At 72.9% G+C, this 23,773-nt stretch carries 19 protein-coding genes and 1 pseudogene; 17 read left to right on the top strand and 3 right to left on the bottom strand.

Annotated features, from left to right (window positions below):
- Window positions 1-146 precede the first annotated feature (146 nt).
- Window positions 147-1,652, top strand: coding sequence for a GTPase HflX (hflX, locus tag OG286_RS13655; protein ID WP_396323794.1), 1,506 nt, complete (start codon window positions 147-149; stop codon window positions 1,650-1,652).
- 144 nt (window positions 1,653-1,796) lie between these two features.
- Here the strand turns inward: hflX and OG286_RS13650 are convergent, their stop codons facing one another.
- Window positions 1,797-2,951: a trypsin-like serine peptidase gene (locus tag OG286_RS13650; RefSeq protein WP_396323793.1), complete on the bottom strand. Its 1,155-nt coding sequence runs from the start codon at window positions 2,949-2,951 to the stop codon at window positions 1,797-1,799.
- A gap of 37 nt (window positions 2,952-2,988) precedes the next feature.
- Window positions 2,989-4,155, bottom strand: a complete 1,167-nt coding sequence (locus tag OG286_RS13645; RefSeq protein ID WP_396323792.1) for a hypothetical protein — start codon at window positions 4,153-4,155, stop codon at window positions 2,989-2,991.
- A gap of 357 nt (window positions 4,156-4,512) precedes the next feature.
- Here OG286_RS13645 and OG286_RS13640 point away from each other — a divergent pair, with 357 nt between their 5' ends.
- The 5 genes from OG286_RS13640 to OG286_RS13620 are packed head-to-tail and all read left to right on the top strand — an operon-like array spanning window position 4,513 to window position 12,320.
- Window positions 4,513-6,348 carry an IucA/IucC family protein gene (locus tag OG286_RS13640; protein ID WP_405361485.1) on the top strand — a complete coding sequence of 612 codons (1,836 nt, stop codon included), beginning with the start codon at window positions 4,513-4,515 and terminating at the stop codon, window positions 6,346-6,348.
- The gene (locus OG286_RS13635) at window positions 6,240-6,947 is read left to right on the top strand and encodes a GNAT family N-acetyltransferase (protein ID WP_396323832.1); all 708 of its coding nucleotides are present in this window, start codon (window positions 6,240-6,242) and stop codon (window positions 6,945-6,947) included. Before OG286_RS13640 ends, OG286_RS13635 begins: the two co-directional genes overlap by 109 nt.
- Window positions 6,948-6,961: 14 nt before the next feature.
- A complete protein-coding gene (locus OG286_RS13630; protein WP_396323790.1) occupies window positions 6,962-8,362 on the top strand; it encodes a lysine N(6)-hydroxylase/L-ornithine N(5)-oxygenase family protein in 1,401 nt (466 codons plus the stop codon).
- A complete protein-coding gene (locus OG286_RS13625) occupies window positions 8,340-10,175 on the top strand; it encodes an IucA/IucC family protein (RefSeq protein ID WP_396323789.1) in 1,836 nt (611 codons plus the stop codon). Before OG286_RS13630 ends, OG286_RS13625 begins: the two co-directional genes overlap by 23 nt.
- Window positions 10,176-10,187: 12 nt before the next feature.
- A complete protein-coding gene (locus OG286_RS13620; RefSeq protein ID WP_396323788.1) occupies window positions 10,188-12,320 on the top strand; it encodes an ATP-dependent DNA helicase in 2,133 nt (710 codons plus the stop codon).
- A 160-nt stretch (window positions 12,321-12,480) separates the two neighbouring features.
- Here the strand turns inward: OG286_RS13620 and lexA are convergent, their stop codons facing one another.
- Window positions 12,481-13,143 carry a transcriptional repressor LexA gene (lexA, locus tag OG286_RS13615; RefSeq protein ID WP_224281048.1) on the bottom strand — a complete coding sequence of 221 codons (663 nt, stop codon included), beginning with the start codon at window positions 13,141-13,143 and terminating at the stop codon, window positions 12,481-12,483.
- Window positions 13,144-13,727: 584 nt separating this feature from the next.
- Between lexA and nrdR the strand changes: the two genes are divergently transcribed.
- The 11 genes and pseudogenes from nrdR to OG286_RS13560 all read left to right on the top strand — a co-directional run bounded on the left by nrdR (window position 13,728) and on the right by OG286_RS13560 (window position 23,751).
- On the top strand, window positions 13,728-14,225 hold the full coding sequence (nrdR, locus tag OG286_RS13610) for a transcriptional regulator NrdR (protein WP_396323787.1): 498 nt from the start codon (window positions 13,728-13,730) through the stop codon (window positions 14,223-14,225).
- A gap of 239 nt (window positions 14,226-14,464) precedes the next feature.
- Window positions 14,465-17,362, top strand: a complete 2,898-nt coding sequence (locus OG286_RS13605) for a vitamin B12-dependent ribonucleotide reductase (RefSeq protein WP_405365296.1) — start codon at window positions 14,465-14,467, stop codon at window positions 17,360-17,362.
- Between the two features lie 176 nt (window positions 17,363-17,538).
- Window positions 17,539-18,303 carry an SDR family oxidoreductase gene (locus OG286_RS13600; protein ID WP_396323785.1) on the top strand — a complete coding sequence of 255 codons (765 nt, stop codon included), beginning with the start codon at window positions 17,539-17,541 and terminating at the stop codon, window positions 18,301-18,303.
- Between the two features lie 31 nt (window positions 18,304-18,334).
- Entirely contained in the window at window positions 18,335-18,571 is a 237-nt protein-coding gene (locus tag OG286_RS13595; RefSeq protein ID WP_396323784.1) for an RNA polymerase subunit sigma-70, read from the top strand.
- A gap of 3 nt (window positions 18,572-18,574) precedes the next feature.
- Window positions 18,575-18,865 (top strand): annotated as a pseudogene (locus tag OG286_RS13590) (Clp protease N-terminal domain-containing protein); the annotation flags it as partial.
- Window positions 18,842-19,141 carry a Clp protease N-terminal domain-containing protein gene (locus tag OG286_RS13585; RefSeq protein ID WP_405366052.1) on the top strand — a complete coding sequence of 100 codons (300 nt, stop codon included), beginning with the start codon at window positions 18,842-18,844 and terminating at the stop codon, window positions 19,139-19,141. The pseudogene OG286_RS13590 and the gene OG286_RS13585, both read left to right, overlap by 24 nt.
- Window positions 19,142-19,373: 232 nt before the next feature.
- Window positions 19,374-21,041 carry a sensor histidine kinase gene (locus OG286_RS13580; RefSeq protein WP_396323782.1) on the top strand — a complete coding sequence of 556 codons (1,668 nt, stop codon included), beginning with the start codon at window positions 19,374-19,376 and terminating at the stop codon, window positions 21,039-21,041.
- A complete protein-coding gene (locus OG286_RS13575) occupies window positions 21,041-21,484 on the top strand; it encodes a roadblock/LC7 domain-containing protein (RefSeq protein ID WP_396323781.1) in 444 nt (147 codons plus the stop codon). The genes OG286_RS13580 and OG286_RS13575 overlap by 1 nt, the downstream gene beginning before the upstream one ends.
- A complete protein-coding gene (locus OG286_RS13570; protein WP_396323780.1) occupies window positions 21,481-21,849 on the top strand; it encodes a DUF742 domain-containing protein in 369 nt (122 codons plus the stop codon). The genes OG286_RS13575 and OG286_RS13570 overlap by 4 nt, the downstream gene beginning before the upstream one ends.
- Entirely contained in the window at window positions 21,830-22,510 is a 681-nt protein-coding gene (locus tag OG286_RS13565) for a GTP-binding protein (protein ID WP_396323779.1), read from the top strand. The genes OG286_RS13570 and OG286_RS13565 overlap by 20 nt, the downstream gene beginning before the upstream one ends.
- A complete protein-coding gene (locus OG286_RS13560) occupies window positions 22,507-23,751 on the top strand; it encodes a cytochrome P450 (RefSeq protein WP_396323778.1) in 1,245 nt (414 codons plus the stop codon). The genes OG286_RS13565 and OG286_RS13560 overlap by 4 nt, the downstream gene beginning before the upstream one ends.
- Window positions 23,752-23,773: the final 22 nt, after the last annotated feature.

Here is a 23,773-nt window from a genome sequence, read left to right as displayed (position 1 = left end):
GAATTGCCTGTGTGGGGCCGCGGTCCTGCGGGGTAGCTCACATCTCGCCCGAGCGGTAGACGAGGCGGCAGCTGGGCAGACTCCGGGTGTGACCGTCGGTACGGTCACGCAGACAGGCCCTCCGTACCAGCCAGCCAAAGGACAGAATGACCTCCACGTTCGAAGCCCGCGACCACGCCGACGCCCCGCGCCGCCTCGGCGGTCTGCGGGCGGAAGCCCTCATGGACGAGGACCTCGCGGCCATCGACGAGGACCTCGGCCACCACCACTACGACGGCGACCAGTACGACCGCAGCGAGCGTGCAGCCCTGCGCCGGGTCGCCGGCCTCTCCACCGAACTCCAAGACGTCACCGAGGTCGAGTACCGCCAGCTCCGTCTGGAGCGCGTGGTGCTCGTCGGCGTCTGGACGGACGGCACGCTGGAGGAGGCGGAGAACTCCATGGCGGAGCTCGCCGCGCTCGCCGAGACGGCCGGCTCCCAGGTGCTGGACGGCGTCATCCAGCGCCGTGACAAGCCCGACGCCGCCACCTACATCGGCTCCGGCAAGGCGAAGGAGCTGCGGGACATCGTCGCGGCCACCGGTGCCGACACCGTGGTCTGCGACGGTGAGCTCACCCCGGGCCAGCTGATCCACCTGGAGGACGTGGTCAAGGTCAAGGTCGTCGACCGGACGGCCCTGATCCTGGACATCTTCGCCCAGCACGCCAAGTCCCGTGAGGGCAAGGCGCAGGTCTCGCTCGCGCAGATGCAGTACATGCTGCCCCGGCTGCGAGGCTGGGGTCAGTCGCTCTCCCGGCAGATGGGTGGTGGTGGCTCCGGCTCATCCGGCGGCGGTATGGCCACCCGTGGTCCCGGTGAGACCAAGATCGAGACCGACCGGCGCCGGATCCGCGAGAAGATGGCGAAGCTCCGCCGGGAGATCGCCGAGATGAAGAAGGGCCGCGACACCAAGCGCCAGGAGCGCAAGCGCCACCAGGTGCCGTCCGTGGCCATCGCCGGCTACACCAACGCCGGCAAGTCCTCCCTGCTCAACCGGCTCACCGGCGCGGGCGTCCTGGTGGAGAACGCGCTGTTCGCCACCCTGGACCCGACCGTGCGCCGGGCGCAGACCCCGAGCGGCCGGCTCTACACGCTGGCCGACACCGTCGGCTTCGTCCGGCACCTGCCGCACCACCTGGTCGAGGCGTTCCGCTCCACCATGGAGGAGGTCGCCGACGCGGACCTCATCCTTCACGTGGTGGACGGCTCACACCCCGAGCCGGAGACGCAGCTGGCCGCCGTCCGCGAGGTCATCGTCTCGGTCGACGCGCAGAACGTGCCGGAGATCGTGGTGATCAACAAGGCCGACGCGGCCGACCCGCACGTGCTCCAGCGCCTGCTGCGCCGCGAGCCGCACGCCATCGTGGTGTCGGCCCGCACCGGGCTGGGCATGGAGGAGCTGCTGAAGCTCATCGACGACGAGCTGCCGCGGCCGGCGATCGAGGTGCAGGCACTGGTCCCGTACACCCACGGTGGCCTGGTCTCCCGGGTGCACGCCGAGGGTGAGCTGATCTCGACCGAGCACACCGCGGAGGGCACGCTGCTGCACGCCAAGGTGCAGGCCGAGCTGGCCGCCGAGCTGGAGCGCTTCTCGGTCGCGCTGCAGGGCTGAGGCGCCGAGGGGCTGAGGCTGCGCAGGGCTCGAAGCTCCGCGGGGCTGAGGCTCCGCGGGGCCCGGGGCTCCCGAGGTCCGAGCAGAACGCCGACGGCCCCGGTCTCCTCAACGGAGACCGGGGCCGTCGGCGTTGCCGCGGGCCTACTTCGCGTTCTTGGAGAAGTAGTCGAAGGCCTGCCGCGCCTGCTCCTGGAGCGAGGGGCCGGCCATGTACTCGGACGGGTTGCGGTTGCCGATCGAGTTGACGCTGATCAGGTTCGGCTTGCCGTCCTTGGTGATGAACCAGCCGCCGCCGCTGGAGCCTCCGGTCATGGTGCAGCCGATCACGTACATCGGCGGCCGGGCCGGGTCGAAGGAGAGCTTGGCCGGCCGGATCGCGGAGTCGCAGTGGTTGAGCTCCATGCCGTCGAACGGCCGCTCGGCCGGGTAGCCGTAGGAGAAGGCCGAGGTGATCTGCTCGCGCGGGGCGTTGAACCAGACCGGGATCGAGCTGCCGACCGTCTCCTCCAGCGACTTGCCGGAGCCGTTCTCGTTGCGGACCCGGATGATCCCGTAGTCGTACTGGGAGTTGGGGCCGACGCCGTTCTCCTTCACCCAGGTCGGCGAGACCAGCGCGCGGACCGCCGTCCATCGCCCGTACGGGGAGACCTGCTGCTCGCTGTACTGCCTGCCCCGGCTGGCCTGTCCGTCCCGGTTGTAGCCGGGGACGAAGGTGATGTCCTTCAGCCAGGTGCCGCCCTTGCCGTCGTGCAGGCAGTGCGCGGCGGTGTAGACGAGGTTGCTCCGGCCCGGGTTGGCCGGGTCGGAGACCAGGGTGCCGGAGCACATCGAGTCGCCCTCGGGCGTGGTCATGAAGATCTTGCCGACCACGGCCGTCGCCGGGCTGTACGGGTGCGGCTGCGGCTTGGCGGGGATGGCGGCCGGCGGGGTGTCCCGCTCGACCGTGCTGCCGGCCGTCGTGTGCGAGTACTCCGGGGTGGCCCGGCCCTTGGCGTTCTCCATCTTGGCGATCGACCAGAACCCCTGGGCGACCTCGTTGACGAAGGCGTTGTCGCCGACGAACCTCGCCCAGTCGTCGAGCTTCCAGTTGGCGAGGTCCTGGAGGCTGCTGGGCAGTGCGGCCCCCGGCTTGCCGGGTGCGGTGGTGGCGGCGGTCGCGGACGGAGTGCCCGCGGCCTCGTTGCTCTTCTCGTTGTCCGGCCCGCAGGCGGTCGCGCTGAGGGCGAGCGCGGCGAGCACGGCGGCTCCGGCCGTCGCGGCCCGGCGGCCGGGCCCGGCCGTGGTGATCGGTGGCATGGTGATCTCTCCCCGTCGGTCGGTTCCTGCCAGCCGGCTACTTCTGCTTGCGGGAGATGTAGTCCAGGGCCTGCTTGGCGACCGTCTCCAGGTACGGGCCGCTCAGCGAGGTGTGGTCCTGGGTGCCGATGGAGGTGTTGCTGACCAGTGCGAGCCTGCCGTCCGGCATCGGGGCGAACCAGCCGCCGCCGCTGGAGCCCTGCGTCATGGTGCAGCCGATGGTGTGCATCGACGGGCGCTTCGGGTCGAAGGAGAGCCGGACCGGCTTGCCGCCGTCGCACTTGTACAGCTCCTGCCCGTCGAAGGGCTTGTAGAGCGGGTACCCGACGGCCGAGACCTTCAGCTGGTCGCGCGGGGCGTCGAACCAGACCGGAACGGCCGAACCGACCGTCTCCTCCAGCGACTTGCCGGTGTCGTTCTGGTTCTGCACCCGCATGACCGCGAAGTCGTACTGGCTGGCGGCGTCACCGGTGCCGCCGCCCTCGACCGTCCACTGCGGCGAGGTCACCACGTCCTTGGCCCACCAGGTGCCAAGCGGAGCCAGCTCCGCCAGCGGGGCCTTCTTGCCGCCGCTGGAGGCACCGGAGTTGTTGTAGGCGGGGACGAAGACGAGGTCCTTGTAGAAGTCGCCGCCCTTGCCCGGGTGCACGCAGTGCCCGGCCGTCCAGACCAGGTTGCTCTTGCCGGGGTGGGCCGGGTCGGCGATCACGGTGGCCGAGCAGTTGCCGCGGCCGCCCTCGGCGCTGAAGAACACCTTGCCCGAGGGCTGCTTGGTGTACGGGCGGGCCACCGGCGTCGCCTTGACCACGGGCGGCTCGGGGTCGGTGACCCCGGCGTCCCCGGCCGGCTTGGCGGTGGGCGGCGCCGGCTCGGCGGGCTTGGAGTCGCCCATCTTGTCCGGGTTCCAGAAGTCCTTGACGACGGGGTTGTTGAAGACGTGCTTGGAGGCCCAGTTGTCCCAGTCCTCGAACTTCCACTTCTTCAGGTCGTCCCAGCTCTTCGGCAGGCCCTCCAGCAGGCTGGTCGGGATGCCCGACGGCAGGGTGAGACCGCCGATCACTCCGCCGCCCCCCGCGGCGGAGGCGGAGGCGGTGGCGCTCGTCGAGGCCGGCGGTGGTGCGGCGGTGCCCCCGTCGCCGGCGGGGCCGTCCGGGCCGCAGGCGCTCACGACGAGCAGGGTTCCGGCGGCAAGGGCCGCGGCCATGGCTGACCGGTGGATCGATGGCATGGTGTTCGCTTTCCCCCTGGATGGTCCTGTTCCGGCGGCGCCCGCCGCCCTGGAGTCTCCCACTGGCCTCCAGGACGGCACGGGCCGACCCCCGGGTTCCGGAGCTGACGGGAGGTCACCGAGCTGTGACGAACGCCCCGTCGGCTCGTTGCCACGGCAGGGGCTCCCACCCCAGGGGTGAACAATCACCGCTCTTCACCCGGACGAGTGAGCCGCCCTTGTGATCACCAGTCAGGGATAGGTAACCCTTACCTGACGCGACGGTGCGAGCGCCCGCCAGATCCTCTCCACCACCCGCGCGCGTCCGCACCCCACGCGCCCCAAGGAGCAGCCTTGAGCACCGCCCTCACCGGAGCCCCGCCCGACGTCCCGGCGCGCCGGCCCACCCCGGGCCGCCCCGCCGTGGCCGGCCCGGCGCAACCCGATCCGCTGCTTCACCCGTCCCCGGCCGTCGCCGCCGAACAGGCGGCCCTGGAGGCCCTGCTGCGCTGCTGGGCCCGTGAGACCGGTGCCATGCCCGGCCCCGACGGGCGGCTGCGGATCGCCGTCCTCGGCGGCGCCGCCCGGCTCTCCGCGCCTGTCCGCCACTGGTCCCGGGCCGGCTGGCACCGCTTCGGCCCGGCCACCCTCTCGGCCGGCGGGGGCGCCGCGGCGGGGGATGGCCGCGACGCACCGGTCGACGCCGTCACCACCGCCGCGCTGCTCGCCGCCGCGGCCGCCGCCCGCCCCGACCCCGGCCAGGTCGCCGACCTCGCCGCCCGGGTCGCCGACTCCGTCGTCCGCACCGCCGACATCCTCACCCACCACCGCACCGCCGCCGCCCCCGGCGGGCCGGAAGGTTCCCACTTCCTCGCCGCCGAACAGTCCCTGCTGCTCGGCCACCCGCTGCACCCCACCCCGAAGAGCCGTGACGGCCTCGGCCCCGCGCAGAGCGCCGCCTACTCCCCGGAACTGCACGGCTCGTTCCAGCTGCACTGGTACGCCGTCGACCGCGAACTGCTCGCCGCCGGCTCCGCCGTGACCGAGAGCGCCGACCGGATCACCGCCCGACTCCTCGGCGACCCGGCCCTGCTACCGCCCGGCACCGCCGCCCTGCCGCTGCACCCCTGGCAGGCCCGCGAACTGGCGCTGCGCCCGGCCGTGGCCGGACTCCTCGCCGACGGACTGCTGCACGACCTCGGCCCGGCCGGCACGCCCTGGTACCCGACCTCCTCGGTGCGCACCGTCTACCGGCCCGGCACGCCCTGGATGCTGAAGCTCTCGCTCGGCCTGCGGATCACCAACTCCCGCCGGGAGAACCTCCGCAAGGAACTGCACCGCGGCCTGGAGATGCACCGGCTGCTGGAGAGCGGCCTGGCCGCCGAGTGGCGGGCCGCCCACCCCGGCTTCGACATCGTCCGCGACCCGGCCTGGATCGGCGTCGACCACCCCGCCCTCGGCGACCCGGGCGGCCTGGACACCGTGCTGCGCGCCCAGCCCTTCGCCCCCGGCGACCGCGTGCTCTGCGTGGCCGGGCTGGTCGCCGAACAGCCGCTCGGCACCGGCGACGCCGTGCCGTCCCGGCTCGGCGACATCCTGCGCTCCCTCGCCGCCCGCTGCGGCCGCCCGTTGGCCACTGTGGCCGCCGAATGGTTCCTGCGCTACCTGGACGCCGTCGTGCTGCCCGTCCTCTGGCTGGACGGACGGGCCGGCATCGCGCTGGAGGCGCACCAGCAGAACAGCCTCGTCCTGCTCGACGCCGACGGCTGGCCGACCGGCGGGCGCTACCGCGACAACCAGGGCTTCTACTACCGCCAGAGTGCGGCCGAGCGGCTCACCGGCCGGCTGGCCGGCCTCGGCGCGCAGAGCGACACCTTCCTCGCCGACGAGGTGATCGACCACCACTTCGCCTACTACCTCGGCATCAACCACGTCCTCGGCCTGATCGGCGCCCTCGGCTCCCAGCGGCTGGCCGACGAGGCGGTGCTGCTGGCCGCGCTGCGCGGCTTCCTCGGCAGCCCCCGGGCCGCGGCCACCGGCTCCGCACTGCCCGCCCTGCTGCTGGACGCGGCCACCCTGCCCTGCAAGGCCAACCTGCTCACCCGGATCAACGGCATGGACGAACTGGTCGGCCCGGTCGCCACCCAGTCCGTCTACGTCGACATCCCCAACCCGGTGGCCGGCGCGTGACCTCCGCCGCGAGCCCGGCCGAGGAGGCCGCCGGCTGGGGCGCCATGCCCACCACCGCCGGCGAGTTCCGGCTCCGCCCGGTCCGGCTGCCCGCCGACCTGGAACTGCTCACCGGCTGGATGAACGACCCGGAGATCGCCGCCTTCTGGGACCTCGCCGGGCCGCCCGCCACCACCGAACGCCACATCCGGGCCCAGCTCGACGGCGACGGGAACAGCGCGCCCTGCCTCGGCCTGCTCGACGGCACCCCGATGAGCTACTGGGAGGTCTACCGCGCCGACCTCGACCCGCTCGCCGGGTACTACCCCGCCCGGCCCCACGACACCGGCGTCCACCTGCTGCTCGGCCCGGCCGACCGGCGCGGGCGGGGCCTCGGATCCACCCTGCTCGCCGCGCTGGCCGACCGGATCCTGCGGGAACGGCCGCACTGCGAGCGCGTGGTGGCCGAACCCGACGTCCGGAACCGGCGGTCCGTCCGCGCCTTCGAACGGGCCGGCTTCGTACCCGCCGCCGAACTCGACCTGCCCGGGAAACGGGCCGCCCTGATGGTCCGCGACCGCGCCCGCGGCCCGCTCCCCTCCGCCCCGAACCCCGCCTAGGACACCGCCCACCCATGGACACCCCACCCCAGCCCGAGCCGTACGACCTCTTCGGCGTCGGCATCGGCCCGTTCAACCTCTCGCTCGCCGCGCTGGCCGAGCCCGTCCCGGGCCTGCGCACGCTCTTCTGCGACCAGCGCCCGGAGTTCCGCTGGCACCCCGGGATGCTGGTCGACGGGGCCAGGATGCAGGTGCCCTTCCTCGCCGACCTGGTCTCGCTGGTCGACCCGACCAACCGCTGGTCCTTCCTCAACTACCTGCGCGAACAGGACCGGCTCTTCCCGTTCTACTTCGCCGAGCGCTTCCAGCTGCCCCGCCGGGAGTACGACCACTACTGCCGCTGGGCCGCCGAGCGGCTCACCAACTGCCGGTTCGCCACCGTCGTCACCGCCCTGCACTGGGAGGGGGACCGCTACCGGGCCGAGCTGCTCGACACCGCCACCGGCCGGCGCGAGGAGGTGCACGCCCGCAACCTCGTGCTCGGCGTCGGCACCCGGCCGCTCCTGCCCGAGGCCTTCGCCGGTGTGGCCGGCCACCCGCGGGCCTTCCACTCCGCCGACTACCTGGACCGCCGCGCCGCCCTGGACGGCGCCCGCGACATCACCGTGGTCGGCAGCGGGCAGTCCGGCGCCGAGGTCTTCCTCGACCTGCTGCGGCGCCACGCCGGCGACGGCGTCCGGCTGCGCTGGCTCACCCGGACCAGGGCCCTCGCCCCCATGGAGTACTCCAAACTCGGCCTGGAGCACTTCACCCCCGACTACACCCGCTACTTCCACGGCCTGCCCGAGCCGGTCCGCGACCGCCTGGTCGACGCCCAGTGGCAGCTGCACAAGGCCGCCAGTGCCGAGACCCTCGCCGAGATCCACGACCACCTGTACGAGCGGACCATCGGCCGCCCGATCGACGCCGACCCGGTCGAGATCACCCCCGGAACCACCGTCACCGACGCCCGGCCCGGCCCCTGCGGCGGGCTCGAACTCCGCTGCCGGCACACCGACTCCGGCGCCGAGTACGTCCTGCGCACCGACGCCGTGGTGCTCGCCACCGGCTACCGGGCCGCCCGCCCGGCCGCCCTGGAACCGCTCGCCGAGCTGATCGACTGGGACGGCTCCGGGCGCTACCGCGTCGACCTCGACCACCGGGTCGCGACCCTTCCGGAGCTCACCGGCGGGCTGTACGTACAGAACGCCGAACTGCACACCCACGGCGTCGGCACCCCCGACCTCGGCCTCGGCGCCCACCGCGCCGCGGTGATCCTCAACGCCGTGACCGGCCGGACCGTCCACCGGCTGCCCGCCCGTACCGCGTGGACCGGCTTCGCCCCGCCGGAGCCGGCGGCCCCCGCCTCCACCCCGCCCACCACCACCGTCCCTCGCCCCCAGGAGCTGTCCCGTGCCGCAACCGCCGGCCGCTGAACCGCCGCTGTACCTGCCCCCGCAGCTCACCGCCGGGCACTGGCGGCGGGCCGGCCGCGCGCTGCTGGCCAAGATGCTCGGCGAGTTCGCCTACGAGGAACTGATCACCCCGGTCCCCGGCGCCGCCGGCGGCGCGTACCTGCTGCCCCTGCCCGAGGCCGAGTACCGCTTCACCGCCCGCCGCGGCGCCTACGGCAGCTGGCAGGTGGCCGAGGACTCGGTGCGCTGCTCCCGGCCGGACGGCCTCGACCCGCTGCGCTTCCTCCCGTACGCCCGGCACAGCCTCGGCCTGAACGGCGAGACCACCGGCCACCTCGTCCGCGAGCTCACCGCCACCCTGATCTCCGACGCCCACCAGATCGCCACCGCGCTCACCGCCGCCGAACTGGCCGACCTCGGCCACACCGAGCTGGAGGGCCGGCAGGGCGGCCACCCCTGGATCGTCCCCAACAAAGGCCGGATCGGCTTCTCCGCCTCCGACGCCGCCCGCTGGGCCCCGGAGGCGCGCACCCCGCTGCCACTGCCCTGGATCGCCGTCCACCGCCGGCTCGCCCAGTACCGGGGCGTCCCCGGCCTCACCGAGCCCGGGCAGCTGTACGCCCGCGAGATCGACGACCCGGACGCGCTGCGCGCCGGGCTGCGCGCCCTCGGCCTGGATGCCGACGACTACCTGCTGCTGCCCGTCCACCCCTGGCAGTGGGACGAGACCGTCGTCCCGCTGTTCGCGCCGTGGATCGCGTCCGGCGAGATCGTCCCGCTGCCCTCCGACGGCGACCTGCGGCTGCCCCAGCAGTCCATCCGCTCCTTCTTCAACCGGAGCCGCCCCGAACGCTGCACGGTCAAGCTGCCGCTCGCCATCCTCAACACCCTGGTCTGGCGCGGCCTCCCGACCGAACGCACGCTGGCCGCGCCCGCCGTCACCGCCTGGATCCACGGGCTCCGACAGGCCGACCCGTTCCTGCGCGACGAGTGCCGGGTGGTGCTGCTCGGCGAGATCGCCTCCGTCACCGTCGACCACCCGCTCTACCGCGAGCTGCCCGAGGCGCCCTACCAGTACAAGGAGCTGCTGGGCGCGATCTGGCGCGAACCGCTCGGCCCAGCCCTGGACGCCGGCGAGCGCGGCCGCACCCTGGCCGCGCTGCTGCAGACCGGCGCCGACGGCCGGGCGCTGGCCGCCGAGCTGATCACCCGCTCGGGGCTCGCCCCGGCCGCCTGGACGGCCCGGCTGTTCGCCGCCATGCTGCCGCCGCTGCTGCACTTCCTCTACCGGTACGGCCTGGTCTTCTCCCCGCACGGCGAGAACGCCATCCTGGTCTTCGACTCCTCCGACGCCCCCGTGCGCCTCGCGGTCAAGGACTTCGTCGACGACGTCAACCTCAGCGACCAGGACCTCCCCGAGCTGCGCGGGCTGCCCGCCGAGGTGGCCGGGGTGCTGCTGCGTGAGGACCCTCAGGGCCTCTGCCAGTTCCTCCACTCCGGCCTCTTCATCGGCGTCTTCCGCTACCTCGCCCCGCTGCTGGAGGCGCAGACCGGCCTGCCCGAGACGGAGTTCTGGGCGCTGCTGCGGGCCGAGATCCTCCGGTACCAGGAGCGCTTCCCCGAGCTGAAGGAGCGGTTCGCCCTCTTCGACCTGTTCCGGCCGCGGATCGACCGGCTCTGCCTCAACCGCAACCGGCTGCTCCTCGACGGCTACCGGGACCGCCCGCACCGCCCGCACGCGGCCAGGCACGGCTCCGTCCCGAATGCCCTCACCCCCGAGGGGACGGCCGGGCTGCCCGGCCGACGGGACCGGATTGTCACCCCTGCCCCGTAGGGTGGGAGGGTCATGACGAACGACTCCGAATCCCAGCTCCCCGCCGCCGCCGCCGAGGACGCCGCCGCCGATTCGGCCGCTGCCGACGCCGCCGAGGCCGCCGTCCCGCGGGCCCAGCTCCCCGAGCTGCTGCACGCCGCAGTCGAGGCCGTCGGCGGCGTCGAGCGCCCCGGCCAGGTCCGCATGGCCGAGGCCGTCGCCGACGCCGTCGACCACGGCGAGCACCTGCTGGTGCAGGCCGGCACCGGCACCGGGAAGTCCCTGGCCTACCTGGTGCCGGCCCTCGCCCACGGGGACCGCGTGGTGGTCGCCACCGCCACCCTGGCGCTCCAACGCCAGCTGGTCGAGCGGGACTTGCCGCGCACGGTGGAGGCGCTGCACCCGGTGCTGCGCCGCCGCCCGCTCTTCGCGATGCTCAAGGGCCGCTCCAACTACCTCTGCCTGCACCGGGCCAACGAGGGCACCCCGAGCGAGGAGGGCGAGGGCCTGTTCGACCCGGTGGACGCGCTCGGCGGCCCCACCGGCAAGCTCGGGCAGGACGTGCTGCGGCTGCGCGACTGGGCCGACGAGACCGAGACCGGTGACCGGGACGACCTCAGCCCCGGCGTCTCCGACAAGGCCTGGGCCCAGCTCTCGGTCACCTCCAAGGAGTGCCTGGGCGCCACCCGGTGCGCCTACGGGCAGGAGTGCTTCGCCGAGAAGGCGCGCGAGCGGGCCAAGCTGGCGGACGTCGTGGTGACCAACCACGCGATGCTGGCGATCGACGCCATCGAGGGCGCGCCGGTGCTGCCCGAGCACGGGCTGCTGATCGTCGACGAGGCGCACGAGCTGGTCAACCGGGTCACCGGCGCGGCCACCGCCGAGCTGACCGTCGGCGCGGTCAACCGTGCGGTGAAGCGGGCCGCGCGGCTCGCCGACGAGAAGGCCGTGGACGCCCTCCAGGGCGCCGCGGAGAACTACCACGGCCTGATGGAGACGGCTCAGCCCGGCCGGGTCGAGGAGCTGCCCGAGTACCTGGCGTACGCGGTCACCGCGATCCGGGACGCCAGCCGGCAGGTGATCACCTCGCTCGGCGAGACCAGGGACAAGTCGCTCAGCGACGAGGACGCGGTGCGCAAGCAGGCGATGGCCTCCGCCGAGGCGCTGCACGAGACGGCCGAGCGGCTGCTCGCCGACTCCGAGTACGACGTGGTCTGGATCGAGCGCAGCGACCGGTTCGGGATGGGCACCGCCTCGCTACGGGTCGCCCCGCTGAGCGTCTCCGGGCTGCTGCGCGAGGGCCTGTACAAGGAGCGCTCGGTGGTGCTCACCTCGGCCACCCTCAAGCTCGGCGGGGACTTCAACGGCGTCGCGGCCTCGGTCGGCCTGCCCTCGGAGGCCCGGCTGCCCGACGTGCGCGGGCCGGGGGACGCCCCGGAGCCCGGTTTCGGCGAGGACGTGGTGCCGCACTGGCGGGGCATCGACGTCGGCTCGCCGTTCAAGTACCCCAAGCAGGGCATCCTCTACGTCGCCAAGCACCTGGCCGACCCGGGCCGCGACCCGGAGCGCCCCGACATGCTGGACGAGCTGGCCGAGCTGATCGGCGCGGCCGGCGGGCGGACGCTGGGCCTGTTCTCCTCGATGCGCGGCGCCCAGACGGCCGCCGAGGCGATGCGCGGGCGGCTCGACAACCGGATCCTGCTCCAGGGCGAGGACACCCTGGGCGAGCTGATCCGGGAGTTCGCGTCGGACGCCACCACCTGCCTGTTCGGCACCCTCTCGCTCTGGCAGGGCGTGGACGTGCCCGGCTCGGCGTGCCAGCTGGTGGTGATGGACCGCATCCCGTTCCCGCGTCCGGACGACCCGCTGATGAGTGCCCGGCAGAAGGATGTCGAACAGCGCGGCGGGAACGGCTTCATGGCCGTCGCGGCCACCCACGCGGCGCTGCTGATGGCGCAGGGCGCGGGCCGGCTCGTGCGCGCCGCGGACGACCGGGGCGTGGTGGCGGTGCTGGACCCGCGGGTGGAGACCAAGCGGTACGGCGGGTACTTCCGGTCCTCGATGCCGGAGTTCTGGTACACCACCGACCGCAACCAGGTGCGGCGCTCGCTGGCGGCGATCGACGACTCGGCGGCGCCGGTCCGGCCGGTGGTGAGGAAGGGCTGAGCGGGCGTTCTGAGCCCGGCCCCGGGAGTACCTGTCCCGTGGGCCCGGGAATGCCCGTCGGAGCGTGCTCGGGAACGCCTCCCGCGTGGGCCCGGGAACGCCGGAGGGGCTCCCCGCACTCTGCGGTGGAGCCCCTTCCCGGTGCGTGCTGTGGCGGCGCTCAGAGACGGCGCAGGACCGCGACGACCTTGCCCAGGATGGTCGCGTTGTCGCCGTTGATCGGCTCGTACGCCGGGTTGTGCGGCATCAGCCAGATCCGGCCGTCCTCGCGCTTGAGGCGCTTGACGGTGGCCTCGCCGTCGATCATCGCGGCCACGATGTCGCCGTTCTCGGCGACCGGCTGGCGGCGGACGGTCACCCAGTCGCCGTCGCAGATGGCCGCCTCGATCATCGAGTCGCCGCGCACGGTGAGTGCGAACAGCTCGCCCTCGCCGACCAGTTGGCGCGGCAGCGGGAAGACGTCCTCGACCGTCTGCTCGGCCAGGATCGGACCGCCGGCGGCGATCCGGCCGACCAGCGGCACGTACGAGGTGGACGGGCGCCCGGCCGTCTCGGCGGTGTTGGGGCGGGCCACCTCGACGCCGCGGACCTCGTAGGCGCGCGGGCGGTGCGGATCGCGGCGGAGGAACCCCTTGCGCTCCAGGGCCATCAGCTGATGGGCGACGGAGGAGGTGCTGGACAGGCCGACGGCCTGGCCGATCTCGCGCATGGACGGCGGATAGCCGCGGCGCTGGACGGAGTCCCGGATGACCTCGATCACCCGGCGCTGGCGCTCCGTCAGCCCGGCCTCGTCGGTGCGGATGCCGGGAGGGCGCCCCGGCATCGAGCGCGCGGGGGCGGGGTGCGAGTCGTCCAGCACGGGGGAATGCTCGATCGGCTGGTCGGGAACGCGGCTCGTGCTGGAAATGGCCGCGCCGGAGAGTCGGTGTTCTTCGCTACGGTCCATGCTGACGTCCACACTCTGCTGATTCGTGGTGCGCTGCCCCACCTTGAGCTGGGAGTGTTCCTGCACCGGGATGGTGTTGCTTTCGATCGTGTTCACGGCGGCCCCTCTCGACGGCTGTCCTCTCCCTTTCCAGCCCAACGGCACCTCCTATCGAAAGGTTGCGCCAAACACACGTTCGAGTGAATTATTCGGGAGTTGGCTGACTCGATCAAGGCTTTGTTGTACATCGATTAAATGTTCGACTCGAAGTCGGCCCCGGCAGTCTATTCCGCGCCGGCGGGACCGTCGCGTCCGGATCGACACGCCCGCCGCACTGCCTCCCCCGAAGGCCTACATGTAGTGGCTACAGTCCTCATCGTGCCCAGTACTAGTGGTCACGGTGCATGATCAGCTTGCCGAGGCCGGGTCGTCATCGCGTAGACTCGACCAGTCCGCACGTCCTGCCCGGGAGGGATCCTCAGGTGCACTGCCCCTTCTGCCGGCACTCCGACAGCCGCGTCGTCGACAGCCGGACCACCGAAGACGGCAGCTCGATCCGCCGCCGCCGGCAGTGCCCGGATTGCGGCCGCCGCTTCACCACGGTGGAGACGGCCGCACTCATGGTCATCAAGCGCAGCGGTGTCACCGAGCCGTTCTCCCGGGAGAAGGTCATCTCCGGAGTCCGCAAGGCCTGCCAGGGCCGCCCGGTCACCGAGGACGCCCTCGCCCAGCTCGGCCAGAAGGTCGAGGAGTGCGTGCGGGCCACCGGCAAGTCCGAGCTCACCACCCACGACGTGGGCCTGGCCATACTCGGACCGCTCAAGCAGCTCGACGTCGTCGCCTACCTGCGCTTCGCCAGCGTGTACCAGGCGTACGACGGACTGGAAGACTTCGAGGCCGCCATCGCGGAGATCCGCGCCGAACGGCCCGTCCCCGAGGCGGACGGCACCTGCGTGCCCGTCCCCGCCGCCGCGCCCTAGGAGGCCCGGCTCAGCACACCGGCCCCCTCCGGGGCCGATCGCCAGACCGGCCCCCTCCGGGGCCGATCGCCAGACCGGCCCCCTCCGGGGCCGACGCGTGCCCGGAAACGGTGCACAGAACACCACAGACCGTGTGGAAACAGGCAGGTCGTCGCCTGTCCGCACACCGGAAGAGCGAACCAGCGGTGCCCGGACTTTTCGGGGCACTTTGGGCGTTTGCCCAGGAGGAGGAGCGAGAAGTGACAGACACCACGAGCGGTTCCGCACGCGGGTCGAAGTCCGACAAGGCCATGACGAAGGGTGCCGGCAAGGCCCCCAAGGGCGGCCTGCGGATCGAGCGCATCTACACCACCCCTGGCGTCCACCCCTATGACGAGGTCCGCTGGGAGCGCCGCGACGTCGTCATGACCAACTGGCGCGACGGCTCGATCAACTTCGAGCAGCGCGGCGTCGAGTTCCCCGACTTCTGGTCGGTCAACGCCGTCAACATCGTCACGTCCAAGTACTTCCGCGGCGCCGTCGGCACCCCGCAGCGCGAGTGGAGCCTCAAGCAGATCATCGACCGCGTGGTGCTCACCTACCGCGCCGCCGGTGAGAAGAACGGCTACTTCGCCACCCCCGGCGACGCCGAGGTCTTCGAGCACGAGCTGACCCACGCCCTCCTCCACCAGGTGTTCAGCTTCAACTCGCCGGTCTGGTTCAACGTCGGCACCAAGCAGCCCCAGCAGGTCAGCGCCTGCTTCATCCTGGCCGTCGACGACTCCATGGAGTCGATCCTCGACTGGTACAAGGAAGAGGGCATGATCTTCAAGGGCGGCTCCGGCGCCGGCCTCAACCTCTCCCGGATCCGCTCCTCCAAGGAGCTGCTCTCCTCCGGCGGCAACGCCTCCGGCCCGGTCTCCTTCATGCGCGGCGCCGACGCCTCCGCCGGCACCATCAAGTCCGGCGGCGCCACCCGCCGCGCGGCCAAGATGGTCGTCCTCGACGTCGACCACCCCGACGTCGAGGCCTTCATCGAGACCAAGGTGAAGGAGGAGGAGAAGATCCGCGCCCTGCGCGACGCGGGCTTCGACATGGACCTCGGCGGGGACGACATCGCCTCCGTCCAGTACCAGAACGCCAACAACTCGGTCCGGGTCAACGACGAATTCATGACCGCCGTCGAGAACGGCACCGAATTCGGCCTGCGCGCCCGCATGACCGGCGAGGTCATCGAGACCGTCGACGCGAAGAAGCTCTTCCGCAAGATGGCGGAGGCCGCCTGGGCCTGCGCCGACCCCGGCATCCAGTACGACTCCACCATCAACCACTGGCACACCTGCCCGGAGTCCGGACGCATCAACGCCTCCAACCCCTGCTCCGAGTACATGCACCTGGACAACTCCAGCTGCAACCTCGCCTCGCTCAACCTGATGAAGTTCCTGCGCGACGACGACTCGTTCGACGCCACGACCTTCGCCAAGGTCGTCGAGCTCGTCATCACCGCGATGGACATCTCCATCTGCTTCGCCGACTTCCCCACCGAGAAGATCGGCGAGACCACCCGCGCCTACCGCCAGCTCGGCATCGGCTATGCCAACCTCGGCGCCCTGCTGATGGCCACCGGCCACGCCTACGACAGCGAGGGCGGCCGCGCCCTGGCCGGCGCCATCACCTCCCTGATGACCGGCACCGCCTACCGCCGCGGCGCCGAACTCGCAGGCGTGGTGGGCCCGTACGACGGCTACGCCCGCAACGCCGCCCCGCACCGGCGGGTCATGAAGCAGCACGCGGACGCCTCGGTCGCCGCCGTCTCGGTCGACGACCTGGACGCCCCGGTCTGGGCCGCCGCCACCGAGACCTGGCAGGACGTGCTGCGCATCGGCGCGCAGAACGGCTTCCGCAACGCCCAGGCGTCGGTGCTCGCCCCGACCGGCACCATCGGCCTGATGATGGACTGCGACACCACCGGCGTCGAGCCCGACCTCGCCCTGGTCAAGTTCAAGAAGCTCGTCGGCGGCGGCTCGATGCAGATCGTCAACGGCACCGTCCCGCGCGCCCTCAAGCGCCTCGGCTACCAGGGCGAGCAGATCGAGGCGGTCGTCGCCCACATCGCCGAGCACGGCAACGTGGTGGACGCGCCCGGCCTGAAGACCGAGCACTACGAGGTCTTCGACTGCGCGATGGGCGAGCGGGTCATCTCGGCCATGGGCCACGTGCGGATGATGGCCGCGATCCAGCCCTGGATCTCCGGTGCCATCTCCAAGACGGTGAACATGCCGGAGTCCGCGACCGTCGAGGAGATCGAGGAGATCTACTTCGAGGCGTGGAAGATGGGCGTCAAGGCGCTCGCCATCTACCGCGACAACTGCAAGGTCGGCCAGCCGCTCTCGGCCAAGAAGAAGGACAGCGACGAGGTCAAGGCCTCCGAGAGCGCGTCCGTCGTCGAGAAGGTCGTCGAGTACCGCCCCGTCCGCAAGCGCCTCCCCAAGGGCCGCCCGGGCATCACCACCTCCTTCACGGTCGGTGGCGCCGAGGGCTACATGACCGCCAACTCCTACCCGGACGACGGCCTCGGCGAGGTCTTCCTGAAGATGTCCAAGCAGGGCTCGACCCTCGCCGGCATGATGGACGCCTTCTCCATCGCCGTCTCGGTCGGCCTCCAGTACGGCGTGCCGCTGGAGACCTACGTCTCGAAGTTCACCAACATGCGCTTCGAGCCGGCCGGACTGACCGACGACCCGGACGTGCGGATGGCCCAGTCGATCGTCGACTACATCTTCCGTCGCCTGGCGCTGGACTTCCTGCCCTTCGAGACCCGCTCCGCGCTCGGCATCCACTCCGTCGAGGAGCGCCAGCGCCACCTGGAGACCGGCTCCTACGAGCCGCTGGACGCCGAGGAGCTGGACACCGAGACGCTCGCCCAGTCCGCCCCGGTCACCCCGGCGGCCCCGGTGGCCAAGCCCGCCCCGGCGGTCGAGGCCCCCAAGGCCCCCAAGGCCACTCCGGCCCAGGCCCACAACTCGACGGAGCTGATGGAGATCCAGCTCGGCCTCAACGCCGACGCGCCGCTCTGCTTCTCCTGCGGCACCAAGATGCGCCGCGCCGGCAGCTGCTACCTCTGCGAGGGCTGCGGCTCCACCAGCGGCTGCAGCTGACCGCTGACCCGCGAGCGGTGATCCACCGCTGAGGCGGGGCGAGGACTTCGTGTCCTCGCCCCGCCTCTTCGTCGTTCTCCGGGCGTTTTCGTGCCCGGGGACCTGCCGATGTCACAAATCGGAGGGCTGCTCGGTCTCGTACGGCAGATGACCGTGACGAGAGGACGGGGACGGCGATGGCCGGGACAGTGCTGGTGACCGGGGCGACGGGGACGCTGGGGCGGGAGGTGGTGCGGCTGCTGGTCGAACGGGGCTTCTCGGTGCGGGGGCTGAGCCGGCGGGAGCGCAGCGGTGGCGGGGTCGCGTGGGTGGTGGGGGACCTGCTGACCGGGGCCGGGGTGGCCGAGGCGGTGGCGGGGGTCGAGGTGGTGGTCGACTGTGCCACCACCATCGGCAGCAAGGACCTGGTGGCGGTCGGGATGCTGCTGGACGCGGCGAAGGCAGCCGGGGTGCGGCACGTCGTCTATGTGTCGATCGTGGGCGTGGACCGGGTGCCGCTCCCGTACTACCGGACGAAGTACGCGGCCGAGCAGCTGGTGCGGGAGTCGGGGGTGGGGTGGACGGTGCTGCGGGCGACGCAGTTCCACGACCTGCTGGTCAAGGTGTTCCGGTTGTCGGCGAAGCTGCCGGTCTTCCCGGTGGTGAGCGGGGTGCGGATCCAGCCGGTGGAGGTGCGGGAGGTGGCCGCGCGGGTGGCCGGGCTGGCGGGGGAGGAGCCGGCGGGGTACGCGCCGGATCTGGGCGGGCCACGGGTGCGGACGTACCGGGAGCTGGCGCAGGTGTATCTGGCGGCGGCGGGCAAGCGCCGGCTGCTGCTGCCGCTGCGACTGCCGGGTTCGGTGGTCCGGGCGCTGCGGGCGGGAGGGAACCTCACGCCGGAGCATGCGGACGGGCGACGGGCCTTCGAGGAGGCGCTGCGCCCAGATGTCAACCAGGGTTGACGCGGCGCGAGTGTCAACCTAGGTTGACAGTATGAGCGAGAGCAGAGAACTCGCGGCGGCGGCGAGCAGCCGTGATCCGGCGGTGGGGCTCCGGGCGGTGCGGGCGTTGCGTGACCTGGCGGACCGGCTGGAGGGGTTGCAGGTCGGGAACGCCCGGCAGCAGGGCTGGTCCTGGCAGGACATCGCGGTCTGTCTCGGGGTGAGCCGCCAGGCGGTGCACAAGAAGTACGCCCGGCGTGGGCCCGGTGGAGAAAAGGACGGAGGCTGAGTGATGTTCGAGCGTTTCACCGACCGTGCGCGGCAGGTGGTGCTGCGGGCGCAGCAGGAGGCGGCCGGGCTGCGGCACGGGTACGTCGGGACGGAGCACCTGCTGCTGTCGCTGCTGGCGGAGCCGGACGACCCGGCCGTCGTGGTGCTGGTGGGCTCGGGCCTGGACCACGAGACGGCCAGGCAGGCGGTGTTGCGGCTGCTGGGGGCGGGGGAGGACGCCCAGGCGCTGGCGGCGATCGGGGTGGACCTGGAGGCCGTCCGGGAGGCGGTGGAGGCGGTGTTCGGGGAGGGGGCGCTGGACGATCCGGGCGAGGGATCGGAGGTGCGGCGGCGGGCCTGGTTCCGGTCCGAGCCGAAGGCGCGGCGGAGTCCGTTCACGGCGCGGGCGAGGAAGGTGCTGGAGCTGTCCCTGCGCGAGTCGATCCGGCTGAAGTCCGGTGAGATCGCGGTCGGGCACCTGCTGCTGGGGGTGCTCCGGGAGGGCGAGGGTCTCGGGGTCAGGGTGATCGCCGACCACGGGCTGGATGTGAACGCCGTCCGGCGGGCGGTGGAGGCGACGCTCGGCTGACGGAGTTGCGGCGGGCTCGCCTCGGATCGGTGCACGAAGCGTGAACGAACGAGACTGTCCGTCAACTTGCCAGTTGAGGACAACAGCTGAATGGATATGATCGGCCGACTGCGTGAACCGATCAACCGCCCGGAGACGTTTCATCACGTCGGCCGGGCGGTCGCGCATTCGCCTAGCCCCGCTGTCGGCGTCAGCCCGTCGACGCCCGCCGCCGCTGCCGAGGACCGCACCGATGAGAGAACGCACCAGCCCCGACGGCGGCCCGCGCCGACGACCCGCCGCTCGCACCGTGGCCCTGACGGCGGCGGCGGTCCTGCTCGCGCTGGTCGTCACCCCGATCGCGATCGGCCGGGCGGCGGCGGCCCACCAGCCGCTGACCGCCGTGGCGGTCGGCGCGGTCGCCGTGCTCTGGCTGATCGTCGTCGGGGTGGCGGCGTCCGCCACCGAACGCGGCCACCGGCTCGGCGCCGCGCTCGCCGGGAAGGACGACGAGGCCATGACGGCTCTGGTCGTGGCCGGTGCGGCCAAGCAGGCGGAGACGGCGGCCCGGCAGCGGGCCGCCGCCGCTCAGGCCGAGTGCGACGCCGCCCGCGCCGAGCTGGCACAGGCCCGGGCCGACGTCGCCGCCGCGCAGACCGAACTGGCCCGGGCGCGGGCCGAGGCCGAGGCGGAGCGGGCCGACCGCGACCGGCTGGACCGGCTGGCCGACGAGGTGTTGCCCGAGGTGGTGAAGAGGCTCCGCGACGGCGCCTCCGTCGACAGCGCGCTGGCCACGCACCGCAAGCATCCCCAGTACGCGCTGCTGCGGGCCGTCGCCGAGGAGGTCGGCCGGGGCGAGCGACTGCGGGCCGCCGCCCTCGCGGTCTGCGCGACCGCCGCCGGGCGGGTCCAGGCGCTGGCCACGAGCATGCACGCCGAGCTGCGGGAGATGCAGCACCGGCACGACGAGGAGGTCCTCGGCGACCTGCTGCGGCTGGACCACTCCACCGCGCAGGCGGGCCGCATGGCCGACGGCATCGCCGTACTCACCGGCGCCCGTTCGGGAAGGCGCTGGGCCAAGCCGATCGCCGTGGAGTCGGTGCTGCGCGGCGCGCTCGGCCGGATCGGCGCGTACCAGCGGGTCCGGCTGCACAACGCCAGTACCGCCGCCGTGGCCGGGTTCGCCGCCGAGGGCGTGATGCACGCGCTCGCCGAACTGCTCGACAACGCCACCAACTTCTCCGCCCCGCCGGCCGAGGTGCACGTCTACGTCGAGGAGGTGCCGGCCGGGCTGGCGGTCACCGTCGAGGACAGCGGCCTCGGGCTGGGCGACAGTTGGCTGCGCCGGGCCGAACGGGCCGTCTCCGCCGAGCCGCTGGACCTCACCACGCTGTCGGCGGGCACCCGGCTCGGCCTTGCGGTGGTCGGCACGCTGGCCCGCAAGCACGGGCTGCAGATCTCGTTCCGGCCGTCGGCGCGCGGCGGCACCGGGGTGGTGATGCTGATCCCGCAGCAGCTGGTGACGCACCCCGCGCCGGAGCCCGCCCCGGCGCCCGTACCGGATCGCCCGGCCGCGCAGGCTCCCGCGCGCCCCGCACTCACCCCGGCCCTCCCGCCCGCCATCGCACCTGCGCGCCCCCTGCCCGCCGTACCGGCTGCTCCGGCGGCTTCCGTCCCGGCCACCCGGGCCGACGCGCCCGCGCCGGTCACCGACAGCGGCCTGCCGCAGCGCCGCCGCGGGCAGACGCTCGCCACGGCCGCCCCGGCGGCCCCCGCCGCCAGGCCCGCCCGCGGCGACGCGGCGAGCGCCGCCGCCCGGTTCGGTGCCTTCCGCCGCGCCTCGCAGCAGGCCAGGAGCGGTGGCGAACCGACCACGGACACCACGCCCGACGCTTCCCCCGTCACCGAGAAGGACTCCTGATGAGCAGCGCCACCGATCGTGATCTCGACTGGCTGTTGGAAAACCTGCTGACGGCCACCCCCGGCACCCGGCACGCCCTGGTGCTCTCCGCCGACGGCCTGAAGCTCTGCCACACCGCCGGTCTCGACGCCGACCAGGCGGACCAGCTGGCGGCGATCGCCTCCGGGATGCAGAGCCTGGCGCACGGCGCCTCGATCGAGTTCGGCGACGGCAGCGGCGGCGTCCGGCAGTCGATGACCGAGTTCCACGGTGGCATCCTGTGCATCGTGGCGGCCGGCGAGGGTGCCCACCTCGCGGTGGTGACCGACGACGACGCGGACGTGGGCGTGGTCGGCCACAACATGCACGGCCTGATCGAGCAGATCGGCGTCCACCTCAGTGCCCCGGCCCGCGAGGACCTCGCGGGCACGGCGGACCCGGCCCGAGAGAGCGCCCCGGCATGACCGGCCGGCCGGTCATGCCGGGCCGTGACGACGACCCGGACCGCCTCTACACCATCACCCGGGGCCGCAGCCGGTCCCCGGAGAACGCCTTCGACCTGGTCACCCTGATCGTCGCCGAGCGGGAGCCGGCACCGGGCATGCAGTCGGAGCACGTCCGCATCCTGCGGATGTGCGAGGCCCCGACCGCCGTCGTGGAGGTGTCCGCCGAGCTGGCGCTGCCGGTCTCGGTGGTGAAGATCCTCCTCGGCGACCTGCTGGAGACCGGGGCGATCACCGCCCGCCACCCCCGGTTCGCCCCCAACAAGGCCCGGCTGCCCGATCTCGACACGCTGAAGCAGGTGCTGCATGGACTCCAACGGCTCTGAGGCACCGGCGGCCCGGCGCACCCCGCTGCGCGGCACCGCCGACAACGCGCTGAAGATCGTCGTGGTCGGCGGCTTCGGCGTGGGCAAGACCACGCTCGTCGGCGCGGTCAGCGAGATCCGTCCGCTGAACACCGAGGAGACCATGACCAAGGCGGGCGAGGGGATCGACGACCCCTCGGGCGCCTGGGGCAAGCGCTCCACCACGGTCGCGTTCGACTTCGGCCGGATCACGCTCTCCGCCAGCCAGGTGCTGTACCTGTTCGGCGCGCCCGGGCAGGAACGTTTCTGGTTCCTCTGGGACCGGCTGTTCAGCGGCGCCCTCGGCGCGGTCGTCCTGGTGGACACCCGGCGGCTGGAGGAGTCCTGGTACGCCATCGACCGGCTGGAACACCACGGCACGCCGTTCATCGTGGCCCGGAACAACTTCGGTGAGCCGACCCACACGCTGGAGCAGGTCCGCGAGGCGCTCGACCTGCCCGCGGACGTCCCCCTGGTGGACTGCGACGCGCGCGACCGGGAGTCGAGCAAGCAGGTGCTGATCGAGCTGGTCCGGCACCTGGCCGCCCGGGTCGAAGCGGCCGCCCGCGTCGGGGCCGACGCCGCCCTGCTCGCAACAGAAGGCATCACCGACCCGTCCCTGTACGAGGAGAGCACGCCGTGACCGAGCCCGCCGCCACCCCGCCGCCGGGCTGCCCGGCGCACGCCGGCGCCACCCCGCTGTACGGGCCGCGCTTCCAGACCGACCCGGGGCAGCTCTACCGCGAGCTGCGGGCCGCCCACGGCCCCGTCGCCCCGGTGGAGCTGGCCGGAGGCGTCCCGGCCTGGCTGGTGATCGGCTACCGCGAGCTCCAGCTGGTGACCGGCCAGCCGCAGCTGTTCGGCCGCGACTCCAGCCGCTGGAACGCCTGGGAGACCATCCCCGAGAACTGGCCGCTCAAGCCGATGATGGCCCCGGTGCCGTCGATCCTGTACGCCGAGGGCGAGGAGCACGTCCGCCGTTCCCGGGCGGTCACCGACGCGCTGGCCGCCGTCGACCCGTACGAGCTGCGCAAGCACGCGGAGGAGGTCGCCGACCGGCTGATCGACGAGTTCGCCGGGCGCGGCGAGGCCGACCTGGTCGCCGAGTACGCCCACCGGATGCCGCTGCTGGTGCTCTGCCGGCTGTTCGGGCTGAACGAGGAGCAGGCGCCGGTCCTGATCGACGGCCTGCTGACGATGCTGGACGGCGGCCCGGACGCGCCCGCCGGCGCGCAGCGGCTGCTCGGTGTGATGCTGCAGCTGGTCGAGGAGAAGGCCGAGCACCCCGGCAACGACATCGCCACCGCGATGCTCCAGCACGACGCGGGCCTGTCGCACGACGAGATCATGCGTGACCTGCGGGTGATCCTGATCGCCGGGCACCAGCCCAGTTCGTACTGGATCTCCAACGCGCTGCGGCTGATGCTCACCGACGAGCGGTTCGCCGCCTCGCTCTCCGGCGGCCGGCGCAGCATCAGCCAGGCGCTGAACGAGGCGCTCTGGGAGGACACCCCGACGCAGATCTTCGCCGGCCGCTGGGCGACCCGGGACACCCAGCTCGCCGGGCAGCGGATCGCCGCCGGGGACATGGTGCTGCTCGGCTTCGCGGGCGCGAACGCGGACCCGTCGGTGCGTCAGCCCGACGGCAGCCCGGCCGAGGGCAACCGGGCGCACATGAGCTACTCGTACGGCGAGCACGGCTGCCCGTTCCCGGCGCAGGAGGCGGCCGAGGTGATCGCCACCACCGCGATCGAGGTGCTGCTGGACCGGCTGCCGGACCTGCGGCTGGCGGTGGCCGAGCACGCGCTGGTCTGGCGCCCGTCGGCCTGGGTGCGCGGGCTGGTGGCGCTGCCGGTGTCGTTCACCGCGGGTTACCACGCCTGAGCCGGCCGGCTGTTCGGCTGTT

It is taken from the genome of Kitasatospora sp. NBC_00039 (assembly GCF_045160625.1).
Taxonomy (GTDB): Bacteria; Actinomycetota; Actinomycetes; order Streptomycetales; family Streptomycetaceae; genus Kitasatospora.
This window is presented reverse-complemented; position numbering and strand designations above follow the sequence as displayed.

Bases quoted from the DNA above. Each gene is read 5' to 3' on its own strand.
- OG286_RS13565 (WP_396323779.1), top strand. From the start codon at position 21,830: ATGGACTCCAACGGCTCTGAGGCACCGGCGGCCCGGCGCACCCCGCTG.
- OG286_RS13580 (WP_396323782.1), top strand. From the start codon at position 19,374: ATGAGAGAACGCACCAGCCCCGACGGCGGCCCGCGCCGACGACCCGCC.
- OG286_RS13645 (WP_396323792.1), bottom strand. From the start codon at position 4,155: ATGGCCGCGGCCCTTGCCGCCGGAACCCTGCTCGTCGTGAGCGCCTGC.
- OG286_RS13595 (WP_396323784.1), top strand. From the start codon at position 18,335: ATGAGCGAGAGCAGAGAACTCGCGGCGGCGGCGAGCAGCCGTGATCCG.
- hflX (WP_396323794.1), top strand. From the start codon at position 147: ATGACCTCCACGTTCGAAGCCCGCGACCACGCCGACGCCCCGCGCCGC.
- OG286_RS13630 (WP_396323790.1), top strand. From the start codon at position 6,962: ATGGACACCCCACCCCAGCCCGAGCCGTACGACCTCTTCGGCGTCGGC.
- OG286_RS13620 (WP_396323788.1), top strand. From the start codon at position 10,188: ATGACGAACGACTCCGAATCCCAGCTCCCCGCCGCCGCCGCCGAGGAC.
- lexA (WP_224281048.1), bottom strand. From the start codon at position 13,143: ATGCCGGGGCGCCCTCCCGGCATCCGCACCGACGAGGCCGGGCTGACG.
- OG286_RS13600 (WP_396323785.1), top strand. From the start codon at position 17,539: ATGGCCGGGACAGTGCTGGTGACCGGGGCGACGGGGACGCTGGGGCGG.
- OG286_RS13650 (WP_396323793.1), bottom strand. From the start codon at position 2,951: ATGCCACCGATCACCACGGCCGGGCCCGGCCGCCGGGCCGCGACGGCC.
- OG286_RS13575 (WP_396323781.1), top strand. From the start codon at position 21,041: ATGAGCAGCGCCACCGATCGTGATCTCGACTGGCTGTTGGAAAACCTG.
- OG286_RS13570 (WP_396323780.1), top strand. From the start codon at position 21,481: ATGACCGGCCGGCCGGTCATGCCGGGCCGTGACGACGACCCGGACCGC.